Annotated in this window: 12 protein-coding genes and 1 tRNA gene; 7 read left to right on the top strand and 6 right to left on the bottom strand. The window is 62.3% G+C overall.

Annotation, left to right across the window (positions count from 1 at the left end):
- Positions 1–50 precede the first annotated feature (50 nt).
- The 4 genes from yajC to N5J71_RS18490 are packed head-to-tail and all read right to left on the bottom strand — an operon-like array spanning position 51 to position 3,256.
- Positions 51–380 (bottom strand): preprotein translocase subunit YajC, encoded by a 330-nt coding sequence (yajC, locus tag N5J71_RS18475; protein ID WP_003459673.1) that lies wholly within the window; start codon positions 378–380, stop codon positions 51–53.
- 40 nt (positions 381–420) lie between these two features.
- Entirely contained in the window at positions 421–1,536 is a 1,116-nt protein-coding gene (tgt, locus tag N5J71_RS18480) for a tRNA guanosine(34) transglycosylase Tgt (protein ID WP_156157214.1), read from the bottom strand.
- A gap of 20 nt (positions 1,537–1,556) precedes the next feature.
- Positions 1,557–2,600, bottom strand: a complete 1,044-nt coding sequence (gene queA, locus N5J71_RS18485) for a tRNA preQ1(34) S-adenosylmethionine ribosyltransferase-isomerase QueA (RefSeq protein WP_074859261.1) — start codon at positions 2,598–2,600, stop codon at positions 1,557–1,559.
- Positions 2,601–2,635: 35 nt separating this feature from the next.
- Positions 2,636–3,256 carry a substrate-binding periplasmic protein gene (locus N5J71_RS18490; RefSeq protein ID WP_074859264.1) on the bottom strand — a complete coding sequence of 207 codons (621 nt, stop codon included), beginning with the start codon at positions 3,254–3,256 and terminating at the stop codon, positions 2,636–2,638.
- 171 nt (positions 3,257–3,427) lie between these two features.
- On the opposite strand from N5J71_RS18490, the gene N5J71_RS18495 reads away from it, so the two are divergent.
- The 3 genes from N5J71_RS18495 (at position 3,428) to N5J71_RS18505 (ending at position 4,720) form a co-directional block, all read left to right on the top strand.
- Positions 3,428–3,512 (top strand) — tRNA-Leu (locus N5J71_RS18495).
- 340 nt (positions 3,513–3,852) lie between these two features.
- On the top strand, positions 3,853–4,065 hold the full coding sequence (locus N5J71_RS18500) for a cold-shock protein (RefSeq protein WP_003459665.1): 213 nt from the start codon (positions 3,853–3,855) through the stop codon (positions 4,063–4,065).
- Between the two features lie 157 nt (positions 4,066–4,222).
- A complete protein-coding gene (locus N5J71_RS18505; RefSeq protein WP_003459663.1) occupies positions 4,223–4,720 on the top strand; it encodes an RDD family protein in 498 nt (165 codons plus the stop codon).
- A gap of 62 nt (positions 4,721–4,782) precedes the next feature.
- Here the strand turns inward: N5J71_RS18505 and lptG are convergent, their stop codons facing one another.
- Positions 4,783–5,847: an LPS export ABC transporter permease LptG gene (gene lptG, locus N5J71_RS18510; protein WP_074859267.1), complete on the bottom strand. Its 1,065-nt coding sequence runs from the start codon at positions 5,845–5,847 to the stop codon at positions 4,783–4,785.
- Positions 5,840–6,964 carry an LPS export ABC transporter permease LptF gene (gene lptF, locus N5J71_RS18515; protein WP_074859270.1) on the bottom strand — a complete coding sequence of 375 codons (1,125 nt, stop codon included), beginning with the start codon at positions 6,962–6,964 and terminating at the stop codon, positions 5,840–5,842. The genes lptG and lptF overlap by 8 nt, the downstream gene beginning before the upstream one ends.
- A 143-nt stretch (positions 6,965–7,107) precedes the next feature.
- Between lptF and N5J71_RS18520 the strand changes: the two genes are divergently transcribed.
- The 4 genes from N5J71_RS18520 (at position 7,108) to N5J71_RS18535 (ending at position 12,646) form a co-directional block, all read left to right on the top strand.
- A complete protein-coding gene (locus N5J71_RS18520) occupies positions 7,108–8,595 on the top strand; it encodes a leucyl aminopeptidase (protein ID WP_074859273.1) in 1,488 nt (495 codons plus the stop codon).
- A gap of 137 nt (positions 8,596–8,732) precedes the next feature.
- Positions 8,733–9,152, top strand: a complete 420-nt coding sequence (locus N5J71_RS18525) for a DNA polymerase III subunit chi (protein ID WP_074859276.1) — start codon at positions 8,733–8,735, stop codon at positions 9,150–9,152.
- 60 nt (positions 9,153–9,212) lie between these two features.
- A complete protein-coding gene (locus tag N5J71_RS18530) occupies positions 9,213–9,635 on the top strand; it encodes a DNA polymerase III subunit chi (protein ID WP_074859279.1) in 423 nt (140 codons plus the stop codon).
- 179 nt (positions 9,636–9,814) lie between these two features.
- Entirely contained in the window at positions 9,815–12,646 is a 2,832-nt protein-coding gene (locus tag N5J71_RS18535) for a valine--tRNA ligase (RefSeq protein ID WP_279917382.1), read from the top strand.
- The last annotated feature ends 24 nt before the right edge of the window (positions 12,647–12,670 follow it).

Genomic DNA, 12,670 nt, shown 5'->3' on the forward strand with positions numbered 1-12,670 from the left:
GACGCGGGGCGCTAAAAGCGCCCCGTGGAATGGAAAAACCGAGAACCGAATCAGATGGCTTTCAGCGTGCCCTTGGGCAGAGTGGCGGCGATGGCCTGCTTCTGGAATTTCAGTTCGACGCTGTCGGACACTTCGATCACCACGAAATCGTCGGCAACCTTGGACACCTTGCCAGCGATACCGCCGCTGGTGACCACTTCGTCGCCCTTCTGCAGGCTGGCGAGCAGGTTCTTGTGTTCCTTGGCGCGTTTGGCCTGCGGACGCCAGATCATCAGATAGAAGATGACCAGAAAGCCGATCAGGAAAACCCACTCGAAACCGCTGCCGGCAGGGCCAGCAGCCGCGGTGTCAGCGTAAGCGGCGGGGATGAAAAAGCTCATGTATCACTCCTAATGGAAAAGATCTTGAATCGTTCGGGAATCAGTCAAGCGGCGGCACAGGCAGGCCGCGCTTGGCATAGAAGGTTTCGACGAAGGCGGCCAATGTACCCTGTCCGATAGCCTCGCGCAAACCAGCCATAACCCGCTGATAATGCCGCAAGTTATGGATGGTATTGAGCATGCTACCGAGCATTTCGCCGCACTTGTCCAGATGATGCAGATAAGCGCGCGAGAAATGTTTACAGGTGTAACAGTCGCAGGTCGGGTCCAGCGACGAGTCGTCGTGTTTGTGCACGGCGTTGCGAATCTTCACCACGCCGGTATCGACGAACAGGTGGCCGTTGCGCGCATTGCGCGTCGGCATCACGCAGTCGAACATGTCCACGCCACGGCGCACACCCTCGACCAGGTCTTCCGGCTTGCCTACGCCCATCAGGTAGCGCGGCTTGTCGGCCGGCATGTGCGGCGGCAGAAAATCTAGCACACGGATCATCTCTTCCTTCGGCTCGCCGACCGACAGCCCGCCAATGGCCAGGCCGTCGAAGCCGATTTCGCAAAGCCCTTCGAGCGAGCGCATGCGCAGCTCTTCATGCATGCCACCCTGGACGATACCGAACAGCGCTGCGCTGCTCTCACCGTGTGCGGTCTTCGAGCGCTTGGCCCAACGCAGCGACAGCTCCATGGAACGCTTGGCTACATCGAATTCGGCCGGGTACGGCGTGCATTCATCGAAGATCATCACGATGTCCGAGCCCAGATCACGCTGTACCTGCATCGACTCTTCCGGCCCCATGAACACCTTGGTGCCATCGACCGGCGAGGCGAAGTACACGCCCTCCTCCTTGATCTTGCGCATGGCACCGAGGCTGAACACCTGAAAGCCGCCAGAGTCGGTGAGGATCGGCCCCTGCCACTGCATGAAATCGTGCAGGTCGCCGTGTTTCTTGATCACCTCCATGCCCGGACGCAGCCACAGGTGGAAGGTGTTGCCGAGGATGATCTGCGCGCCAATGGCCTCGATATCACGCGGCAACATGCCCTTGACCGTGCCATAGGTACCCACCGGCATGAACGCCGGGGTTTCCACCACGCCACGCGGAAAGGTCAGGCGACCGCGTCGGGCCTTGCCGTCGGTGGCCAGCAACTCGAAGGACATGCGACAGGTGCGCGACATACTCAAACCTCGGGCCCGCGCGCGGCGGGATTGCGGGTGATGAACATGGCATCACCGTAACTGAAGAAGCGATAGCCCTGCGCCACGGCCTCGCGGTAGGCGGCCATGGTTTCGGCATAACCGGCAAAGGCCGACACCAGCATCAGCAGGGTCGACTCGGGCAGGTGGAAGTTGGTCACCAGGGCATCGACCACATGGAAGGGGCGTCCTGGATAAATGAAGATATCGGTATCACCGCTGAAGGGTTTCAACTCGCCATCGCGAGCGGCCGTCTCCAGCGAACGCACGCTGGTGGTACCCACGGCAACCACGCGCCCGCCACGCGCACGACAGGCGGCGACAGCATCGACCACATCCTGGCCGACCTCCAGCCACTCGCTGTGCATGTGGTGATCTTCGATACGCTCGACCCGCACCGGCTGGAAGGTGCCCGCACCGACGTGCAAGGTCACGAATGCGGTTTCCACACCCTTGGCACGGATCGCCGCCAACAGCTCGTCATCGAAGTGCAGACCGGCAGTCGGCGCAGCGACGGCCCCCGCCTTCTGCGCATAGACGGTCTGATAACGCTCACGATCCGCTTCGTCGTCCGGTCTGTCTATATAAGGAGGCAGCGGCATATGGCCGACACGCTCCAGCAGCGGCAGCACCGGCTCGGCAAAACGCAGCTCGAACAGCGCATCGTGGCGCGCGACCATCTCGGCCTCTGCGCCACCGTCGATAAGAATCTGCGACCCCGGCTTGGGCGACTTGCTCGAACGCACATGCGCAAGCACCCGATACTGATCGAGCACACGCTCGACCAACACCTCCAGCTTGCCGCCCGAGGCCTTCTGGCCGAACAGACGCGCCGGGATCACCCGCGTGTCGTTGAACACCATCAGATCACCGGGGCGCAGTTGCTCCAGCACATCGGTGAACTGGCCATGGCGCAGCGCACCCGTTGGCCCGTCGAGCTGCAACAGGCGACTGGCACGACGCTCGGCCAACGGATGACGGGCAATCAGCGATTCGGGAAGGTCGAAGTGAAAATCGGCAACACGCATGATTCGGAGGGGGCATTTTTGCAGGGTCGCAGAGCTTACCGGATTTCCACTGGCCCGGCCACGTGAGCCTGCGGGGCATAGCGGGCAACGATACGCGCCAGGGTGCCATCGGCCTGCAGAGAACGGATCGCAGCATTAAAGGCCGCCAACCTGTTCGCCTGCTGCTGATGCAGGCGCAGACGCAACTGAGAGCGATTGATCGTCGGCCCCTCCTCTACCTGCCAACGAGCCCCCTGCAACATCGCATGCTCATGCTGCAGGTAGCGCCATTCCAGACGATCCAGAATGCCGACCTCGCTACGCCCCTGCGCGACCAGGTGAATCAGCGCCTGCACATCGGCACCATCGTGACGCTGGAAATACTCACTGCCGACGTAGCCATAACCACGCACGGTCGCGATCGAACGCCCACGCAAATTCTGCAGCCGTTGATAGGCAAAACGCCTGCCTGGCGCGAAAACCAGCATCTCCTCGGCCTCGAGCACCGGCACCGTCCACAACGACACCTCACCCTGCCCGGCATCACGGCGCCAGTGCTTGCTCACGCAACACTCAATCTGCAGCGCCCCCTCGCGAAACAGCTTCTGCGTGCGCAGCGGCGGCAAGGGACGACTGGCTTGCAACTGTTCTGGCAAGCGCTCATCCAGTGCGAGCATGAATTACAGGCCATAGCCATCACGCTCGCCGCCAAGGGCCGGCAAACCGTAACAACACCGCCGCGCCCGATGACAACGGCTTGCACGCAGACGGACTCAGCATTGACCAGAGAACAACAGCAACGCCGATTGACCGGCGCCAGACGCATCCCTATACTTCGCCGCCATCGTGCCCCGGTGGCGGAATCGGTAGACGCGGCGGATTCAAAATCCGTTTTCGAAAGGAGTGGGAGTTCGAGTCTCCCCCGGGGCACCACGATACAAGAAGCCCGTAAGACATTGGTCTTACGGGCTTTTTCGTTTGCGTCCGAGCAACCCGGACGCCACTCACGGGCAGCTTACTGCTACACCGGTATTGCGCCCGGACAGCCCCCGCAAAACCTGGCCGGCGACCTTGCCGGCAGGGGTTGGCATTTGCGCAAAACTTAGCGTAGAGTGAACCCACTGTTTGCATGGGTCGCTGTGAATCGTGACTCTGGTGCAGCAGATCATCAAGATCCGCTACATCCCGCTCGACTTCTATTACTCCTTGCAACCAGTCTCAGCCCTCTATCTATGTGGAGGCTGTCATCAACTCTAGTTTCAAGGAAAAAGACATGTCGAATCGTCAGAACGGTACCGTCAAGTGGTTTAACGACGAGAAAGGTTTTGGTTTTATCACTCCCGAAAGCGGTCCGGATCTGTTCGTGCACTTCCGCGCGATCGAAGGTAATGGCTTCAAGAGCCTGAAAGAAGGCCAGAAAGTCAGCTTCGTAGCTGTGCAAGGTCAAAAAGGTATGCAGGCTGACCAGGTTCAAGTCCTGGGCTAATCGCCGCCGCCTTGAAAAACCCCTGATAACTGTCAGGGGTTTTTTTTGCCTGTCTTTCCCGCAGCAGCGCCAGGTTACAGATAGCCTGCGCACATCTTTATGCCGACAGAGAAGTCGCGGTTAGAATGGCGCGCACTTTCGTCTCAGCGAGCCCATCATGCCGAAACACCCGTTACGCCCGCAGGGTGACTTCCCCACTGCAGGGCCGATTCGTCGCCTGGCGGCCCTCTTCTACGATTCTCTGCTCTGTGTGGCATTGATCATGGTGGTCACCCTGATCTATCAGCAGGGCATTTTGCGCCTGATCCACGGCGGCGATAGGCTGATGGCCATGTCCGAAGCCGGCGCACTGGATAATGACCCGCTGCTTGCCAGCCTGGTGCTGCTGTCACTGTTCGCCTTCTTCGCCAAGTTCTGGACGCACAATGGCCAGACGCTGGGCATGCAGGCCTGGGGATTGCGCATTCAGAACGCCGACGGCAGCGCCATCGACCTGTGGCAGGCCTTGCTGCGTTTCGTGGTCGCCATCGGCTCCTGGCTGTTCGCCGGCCTGGGCTTCCTCTGGCTGCTGTGGGACAAGCAGGGGCGCACCTGGCACGACATCTATTCCGACAGTCGTGTGGTGCAACTGCCGAAGAATATTCACAAGAAGTAGCCCAGCGCAGATGCAAAAAAGCCGGCTCATCGAACCGGCTTTTCATGCCCACGACAATCTGCTCAACCGGCACGCCGCAGCAACCACACCCCGGCCAGCGCACAGATACCGGCCGGCACCAGCACCGCCAGCAGCGGCGAGAAACCGAACACCAGGCTCGATGGGCCGAGCAGGTCCTGAGCGATACGGAAGATAAAACCCACCAGCACCCCCGTGAACACACGCTGCCCCAGGGTCACCGAGCGCAGCGGGCCGAAGATGAAGGAAATCGCCATCAATACCAGCGCGCCGGTTACCAGTGGCTGCAGCACCTTGGTCCAAAATGCCAGCCAGTAGCGCGCGTTATTCAACCCCTGCTCGCCCAGATAATGGATGTACTGCCACAGCCCGGTGACCGACAGCGCCTCGGGCTCCATCACGACAGTGCCGAGCAGTTCCGGATTGAGCTCGATATCCCAGCGCTCTTCAGGCTGGTTGATCACCTCGGAGCGATCCTCATGCAGCACGGTGGTCTGCACATTGCGCAGCATCCAGTGGCTGTCCCGGTACTCGGCACGACGGGCAAAGCTGGCCGAGAGCAGGCGACGCTCGTCATCGAAGCGATAACGCGTCACCCCCAACAGGATGCCATTGGGCTGCACGGCGTTGATATGCACGTACTCCTGGCCCTGGCGATGCCACATGCCACGCTTGGAGCTTTGCGCCGCGCCACCGCCCTGGGCCAATGCGCGATCCGCCTGGGCCTGATTCTCGGTCAGAGGTGCGACGTATTCGCCGATCAGAATACCGGCCAGCATCAGCACCAGCATGGGTTTCATCACCGCCCAGACGATACGCCCGATGGAGACACCGGCGGCGCGCATGATGGTCAGCTCACTGTTGCTGGCCAGCGTACCGAGGCCGATCAGGCAACCGATCAGCGCCGCCATCGGCAGCATTTCATAGGCGCGGCGCGGCGCCGTCAGCAGCACATACCAGAGCACCTGACCCAGGCCATAGTCGCCCTTGTTGAGGTCGCTGAGCTCGTCGATGAAGGCGAACAGCAATGCCAGCCCGAGAATGATCCCCAGTACTGCCAGAATGGCGAAGAACACCTGTGTGCCGATGTAGCGATCCAACTTAGCCATGAGCCACCTCCGCCACCGACGCACGACGAGTGGCCCACCACAGACTCAGACGCTCCCAGTACAACAACAGCATGCCGACGGCGAAGAAGATGCCATGCACCCACCACAAGCCCAGGGCCGGCGGCAGCCTGCCCTTGTCCAGCGCACCACGGGCGGCGATCAGCAGGCCGAGGTAGGCCATGTAGAGGAAAATTGCCGGCAGCAGCTTGAGAAAGCGCCCCTGACGCGGATTGACTTTCGACAGCGGCACCGCCAGCAAGGTGACGATGAAGACCAGCAGCGGCAGCGACAGGCGCCATTGCAGTTCAGCCTGCAGGCGTGGATCGTCGCTACCGAACAACTCGCGAGTCGGTGTGGCCTCGCGCTCACTGGCTTCGACGGCGACTTCAGGCTTGGGCAGCAACACGCCATAGGTGTCGTACTGGATGGCACGGTAATCCGCCTCGCCCGGCTCACCATCATAGCGATAGCCGTTTTCCAGAATCAGATAACGACTGCCATCCGCCTGAATTTCCTGACGACCACTTTCGGCGACCAGCACGGTGATACCGCGCTCGGTACGACCATCGGCGGCGAAGCGCTTCTCCGACATGAACACGCCGCGCAGCTCGCTACGATCCGCTGACAGCTCCTGCGAATAGGTCACCCGCGAGCCATCCTTGAGCGACTGAAAGCGCCCCGGCACCAGGGTATCGAGTTCGGTCAGGGCATCCTGCTCATTGAGGATGCGCGCCACGCTGGCCACGCCTTGCGGCGCCAGGCCCATGCTCAGCCAGGCGACCAACAGGGCGACGACCAGCGCCGGTGCCATGCTGTAAACAGTCAGGCGCTGCTGGCTGACGCCAGTGGCCGACAGCACGGTCATTTCGCTGTCCAGGTAGAGGCGCCCGTAAGCCAGCAGAAAACCGAGGAACAGGCCCAGCGGCAGGATCAGTTGCAGAAAGCCGGGAATCCGGTAACCCATGATCAGAAACAGTACGCCCGGGTCGAGTACGCCCTGCGCGGCCTGGGCCAGATACTTGATGAAACGACCGCTCATGATGATCACCAGCAGCACGGCACTCACCGCACTCAGGGTCACCAGCACTTCGCGGGACAGATAACGGAAGACGATCAAACCGGACGCTCCAGGGTTGTCAGGCTCAGGCGCGAGCGCTCACACTAGCCGCACCTACTTGCCGGCCCACCGCAGGGTGGACCCTCGAAAAATGGCGGCTATTATCCGTCAAACCCGACTCTTTGTCTTGGGGACAGCTCACTATGGAATTCCTCGTCAAAAGCACCCGCCCGGAAACCCTGAAAACCGCGACCCTGGTCGTCGCCATCGGCGAAGGCCGCAAGCTCGGCATTGCGGCCAAGGCCGTCGACCTGGCCAGCAACGGTGCGCTGAGCGCCATGCTCAAGCGTGGCGACATCGCCGGCAAGCCGGGCCAGACCCTGCTGCTGCACAGCCTACCGGGACTCAAGGCCGAGCGTGTATTGCTGGTGGGCTGCGGCAAGGGTGATCTATCCGACCGTCAACTACGCAAGTTGGTTGCAAGCGTGCATGGCGTACTCAAGGGCCTGGGCGGCAGCGATGCCCTGCTCGCCCTCGACGAGCTCAAGGTCAAGGGCCGCGATACCTACGGCAAGACTCGTCTGATCATCGAAACCCTGGCCGACGGCAGCTACCTGTTCGAGCAGTTCAAGAGCCAGAAGACCGACCCACGTGCCCTGAAGAAGATCACCCTGGTCGTCGACAAGGCCGAGCTGGCCGATGCCGAACGCGGCCTGCAGCATGCCCGCGCCATCGCCGCGGGTGTCGCCTTCACCAAGAACCTGGGCAACCTGCCGCCCAACCTCTGCCACCCCAGCTACCTGGCCGAAGAAGCCAAGACCCTGGGCAAGGCCTACAAGAACCTCAAGGTGGAAATCCTCGACGAGAAGAAACTCAAGGAACTCGGCGCCGGCGCCTTCCTCGCCGTCGCTCAGGGCAGCGAGCAGCCGCCACGCATGATCGTCATGCACTACCAGGGCGGTAAGAAGGACGACAAACCCTTCGCCCTGGTCGGCAAGGGCATCACCTTCGACACCGGCGGTATCAGCATCAAACCGGCCGCCGGCATGGACGAGATGAAGTACGACATGTGCGGCGCCGCCAGCGTGTTCGGCACCCTGAAAGCCGTGCTCGAGCTACAACTGCCGATCAACCTGGTGTGCCTGCTGGCCTGCGCCGAGAACATGCCCAGCGGCCGCGCCACCCGCCCTGGCGACATCGTCACCACCATGAGCGGGCAGACCGTGGAGATCCTCAACACCGACGCCGAAGGCCGTCTGGTGCTGTGCGACACCCTGACCTACGCAGAGCGCTTCAAGCCGCAGGCGGTGATCGACATCGCCACGCTGACCGGTGCGTGCATCGTCGCCCTGGGCAGCAACGTCTCCGGCCTGATGGGCAACAACGACGCGCTGGTCAAGCAGATACTCAAGGCTGGCGAAAGCGCCGACGACCGCGCCTGGCAACTGCCGCTGTACGACGAGTATCAGGAGCAGCTGGACAGCCCCTTCGCCGACATCGCCAACATCGGCGGGCCCAAGGCCGGCACCATCACCGCTGGCTGCTTCCTGTCGCGCTTTGCCAAGAACTTCCATTGGGCGCACCTGGATATCGCCGGCACCGCCTGGATCAGCGGCGGCAAGGACAAAGGCGGCACTGGCCGCCCGGTGCCGATGCTGACCCAGTACCTGCTGGATCGCGCCAAGGTCTGATGCGCCTGTAGCCCGGACATAGTCCGGGCTACGATGGATATCGTAGGAGCGAGCTCTGCTCGCGAAGCTTTTGTATTGCCAAGATTCGCGAGCAGAGCTCGCTCCTACAGCCGCCCTTCAATATCGAAAATCTTCAGATGCCCAGAATCGAGTTCTACGTTCTCTCCTCCAACGACGCCACGGGCCGCCTGCGCGCCGCCTGCCAACTGGCGCTCAAGGCCTGGAGTGCCGGCCTGCCGGTGTTCGTTCGCGGCAGCGACGAGGCGCAGTGTGGTGAACTCGACGAACTGCTGTGGACATTCAAAGCCGAACGCTTTGTACCCCATGACCTGCACCATGAAGCGCCACTGTCACCCGTGGTATTGGGCATCGACGAAGTGCCGAGTAGCGAGCAGGGCGTGCTGATCAACCTCGGCAGCAGCCTGTCGCCGCATGTCGAGCGCTTTTCCCGCATTATCGAGATCGTCAATCAGCAGCCTGAACTGCTCAACGCCTGTCGCGAGAATTTCCGTACCTATCGCCAGCGCGGGTATGATCCGCAACGCGTCGAACTTTAGTGTCCGTGCACGCTCACAACACAAGCCATTCCAGCCCCTTTTCTCGCTGCGCCGATAACCATGGACACCCCCAAGCCCCCACAGAAACCTGCTCAGTTGCTGCACGACCTGGAGTCGATACGCGAGCTGCTGGGTGATGACAGCACTGAGCCGCCACTGCTGATCGACTCGCTCGACCCGGACAGCATCCCCGTGCTGTCCGATATCGTCAGCGCGCCGCCCGGCCCGCCGCCGCCTTTTCATGCCACGCCGACGCCCAAACCGACACCAGCACCGCAGCCAGCGCCAAGCACGCTGCGCGAGCGCATCGAACCGCACCTGCCTGACAGCGCCCGCGATCTGCAGCATGTGCATGGCGAGTTGCGCGCCGCTGCCCAGTTGATCCTGCAGGACGTGATCGACGATTTCGTGCCGCAGATCGAGGCTGAACTCAAGCGCCGCCTCGAAGCCCGCCTGCCGCGTCTGCTGCCGCCACGCAAGTAAGCCCTGCCCTGTAGGAGCCCCGCCCCGGGGCGAATGCCAGACAGCAAAGAGCAAAAGCTTCGCCCCGAGGCGGGGCTCCTACAAAAGGTCTGCCCTACAGCGCGGGGCTTATGGCTTGGCGCTCAGAAGCGGTATACTTGTCGGCTTTTCCGATCAGCCGTCAAAGGGTCCCGCCGCGCATGGACAAGACCTACCAGCCGCACGCCATTGAAACCGCCCTGTACCAGAACTGGGAAGCCAAGGGCTATTTCGCCCCGCAAGGCTCGGGCGAGCCCTACACCATCATGATCCCGCCGCCGAACGTCACCGGCAGCCTGCACATGGGCCACGGCTTCAACAACTCGATCATGGACTGCCTGATCCGCTTCCGCCGCATGCAGGGCCGCAATACCCTGTGGCAGCCAGGCACCGACCACGCGGGTATCGCCACGCAGATGGTGGTCGAGCGCCAGTTGGCCGCCGATGGCATCGGTCGCCACGACCTGGGCCGCGAGAAATTCCTCGAGAAAGTCTGGGAGTGGAAGGAACAGTCCGGCGGCACCATCACCCGCCAGATCCGTCGCCTGGGCAGCTCGGTGGACTGGTCGCGCGAGCGCTTCACCATGGACGAAGGTCTGTCCGAAGCCGTGAAAGAAGCCTTCGTCCGCCTGCACGAGGACGGCCTGATCTATCGTGGCAAGCGCCTGGTCAACTGGGACACCAAGTTCCACACCGCCATCTCCGACCTCGAAGTGGAAAACCACGACGAGAAAGGCTCGCTGTGGAACCTGCGCTATCCGCTGGCTGACGGCAAGAAGACCGCTGAAGGCAAGGACTACCTGATCGTCGCCACCACCCGCCCGGAAACCATGCTCGGCGACAGCGCCGTGGCCGTGCACCCGGAAGACGAGCGCTACAAGGCACTGATCGGCAGCTACGTCGAGCTGCCGCTGCTGGGCCGGCGCATCCCGATCATCGCCGATGACTACTGCGACCCCGAGTTCGGCACCGGCTGCGTGAAGATCACCCCGGCGCACGACTTCAACGACTACGAAGTGGGCAAGCGCCACAACCTGCCGCTGATCAACATCTTCGACAAGAACGCCGCCGTGCTGACCACCGCTCAGGTGTTCAACCTCGACGGTAGCGTCAACGAACAGGTCGAAGCGAACATTCCGGCGCAGTTCGCCGGTCTGGATCGCTTCGAGGCGCGCAAGCAGATCGTCGCCGCCTTCGAGGCTGCCGGCCTGCTGGAGAAGATCGAAGACCACGCCCTGAAAGTGCCGAAAGGCGACCGCTCCGGCACCGTTATCGAGCCGTGGCTGACCGACCAGTGGTACGTCTCCACCAAGCCGCTGGCCGAGAAAGCCATCGCCGTGGTCGAGAGCGGTGAAATCCAGTTCGTGCCCAAGCAGTACGAGAACATGTACTTCAGCTGGATGCGTGACATCCAGGACTGGTGCATCAGCCGTCAGCTGTGGTGGGGCCACCGCATTCCGGCCTGGTACGACGATGCCGGCAACGTCTACGTCGGCCGTGACGAAGCGGAAGTGCGCGCCAAGCACAACCTCGGCGATGCCAACCTGCGCCAGGACGAAGACGTGCTCGACACCTGGTTCAGCTCCGGCCTGTGGACCTTCTCCACCCTCGGCTGGCCGCAGCAGACCGATTTTCTCAAGACCTTCCACCCAACGGATGTCTTGGTGACGGGCTTCGACATCATATTCTTCTGGGTCGCCCGGATGATCATGCTGTCCACCCACCTGACCGGGCAGATCCCGTTCAAGACCGTCTACGTGCACGGTCTGGTGCGCGACGGTCAGGGCCAGAAAATGTCCAAGTCCAAGGGCAACGTGCTCGACCCACTGGACATCGTCGACGGCATCGACCTCGAAGCCCTGGTGGCCAAGCGCACCAGCGGCATGATGCAGCCCAAGCTGGCCGAGAAGATCGCCAAGCAAACCCGCGCCGAATTCCCCGAAGGCATCGCCGCCTACGGCACCGACGCCCTGCGCTTCACCAACCTGGCGCTGGCCTCCACCGGCCGCGACATCAAGTTCGACATGGGCCGCGTCGAGGGCTACCGCAACTTCTGCAACAAGCTGTGGAACGCCGCCAACTTCGTTATCGAGAACACCGATAACCAGGACACCGGCATCAATGGCGAAACCGTAGACCTGTCGCCGGTAGACCGCTGGATCATCTCCGCCCTGCAGCGCTGCGAGCAGGACGTGACCCGCCACCTCGATGCCTTCCGCTTCGACCTGGCCGCCCAGGCCTTGTACGAGTTCATCTGGGACGAGTACTGCGCCTGGTACCTGGAACTGGTGAAGCCCGTTCTGTGGGACGAAAACGCGCCGATCGAGCGCCAGCGCGGCACCCGCCGCACCCTGGTGCGCGTGCTGGAAGTGATCCTGCGCCTGGCCCACCCGTTCATGCCCTTTATCACCGAAGAAATCTGGCAGCGCATCAAGGCCCAGGCTGGCGTCAGCGGCGAGACCATCATGCTGCAGGCCTGGCCGGTGGCCAACGAAAGCCGCATCGACACCGCTGCCGAAGGTGACATCGAGTGGGTCAAGCAACTGATGCTCGGCGTGCGGCAGATTCGTGGCGAGATGAAAATCTCCATGGCCAAGCGCATCGACATCATCGTCGCCAACGCCAGTGCCGAAGACCTACGCCGCCTGGCCGACTTCGAGCCGCTGCTGAGCAAGCTGGCCAAGCTGGAGTCGGTGCGCGTACTGGCTGCCGGTGAAGAAGCGCCGATGTCCGCCACCACCCTGGTCGGCGAGATGGAAGTGCTGGTGCCGATGGCCGGGCTGATCGACAAGGACGCCGAACTGGCGCGCCTGGACAAGGAAGTCGCCCGCCTCGAGGGCGAGGTCAAGCGTGTGGGCAGCAAGCTGGCCAACGAAGGCTTCGTCGCCAAGGCCCCGGCCGAAGTGCTGGAGAAGGAGCGCGCCAAACTGGCCGAAGCTGAACAGGCCCTGGCCAAGATGGTCGAGCAGCGCGGCAAGATCGCCGCACTCTAAGCACCGCGCGACACCCACAGGCCC

The sequence above is a fragment of the Ectopseudomonas oleovorans genome (assembly GCF_029845265.1).
Lineage (GTDB): Bacteria > Pseudomonadota > Gammaproteobacteria > Pseudomonadales > Pseudomonadaceae > Aquipseudomonas > Aquipseudomonas oleovorans.

Coding starts and splice junctions, on each gene's coding strand:
- yajC (WP_003459673.1), bottom strand. CDS start 380: ATGAGCTTTTTCATCCCCGCCGCTTACGCTGACACCGCGGCTGCTGGC.
- N5J71_RS18500 (WP_003459665.1), top strand. CDS start 3,853: ATGTCGAATCGTCAGAACGGTACCGTCAAGTGGTTTAACGACGAGAAA.
- queA (WP_074859261.1), bottom strand. CDS start 2,600: ATGCGTGTTGCCGATTTTCACTTCGACCTTCCCGAATCGCTGATTGCC.
- N5J71_RS18520 (WP_074859273.1), top strand. CDS start 7,108: ATGGAATTCCTCGTCAAAAGCACCCGCCCGGAAACCCTGAAAACCGCG.
- tgt (WP_156157214.1), bottom strand. CDS start 1,536: ATGTCCTTCGAGTTGCTGGCCACCGACGGCAAGGCCCGACGCGGTCGC.
- N5J71_RS18530 (WP_074859279.1), top strand. CDS start 9,213: ATGGACACCCCCAAGCCCCCACAGAAACCTGCTCAGTTGCTGCACGAC.
- N5J71_RS18535 (WP_279917382.1), top strand. CDS start 9,815: ATGGACAAGACCTACCAGCCGCACGCCATTGAAACCGCCCTGTACCAG.
- N5J71_RS18505 (WP_003459663.1), top strand. CDS start 4,223: ATGCCGAAACACCCGTTACGCCCGCAGGGTGACTTCCCCACTGCAGGG.
- lptG (WP_074859267.1), bottom strand. CDS start 5,847: ATGGCTAAGTTGGATCGCTACATCGGCACACAGGTGTTCTTCGCCATT.
- N5J71_RS18490 (WP_074859264.1), bottom strand. CDS start 3,256: ATGCTCGCACTGGATGAGCGCTTGCCAGAACAGTTGCAAGCCAGTCGT.
- N5J71_RS18525 (WP_074859276.1), top strand. CDS start 8,733: ATGCCCAGAATCGAGTTCTACGTTCTCTCCTCCAACGACGCCACGGGC.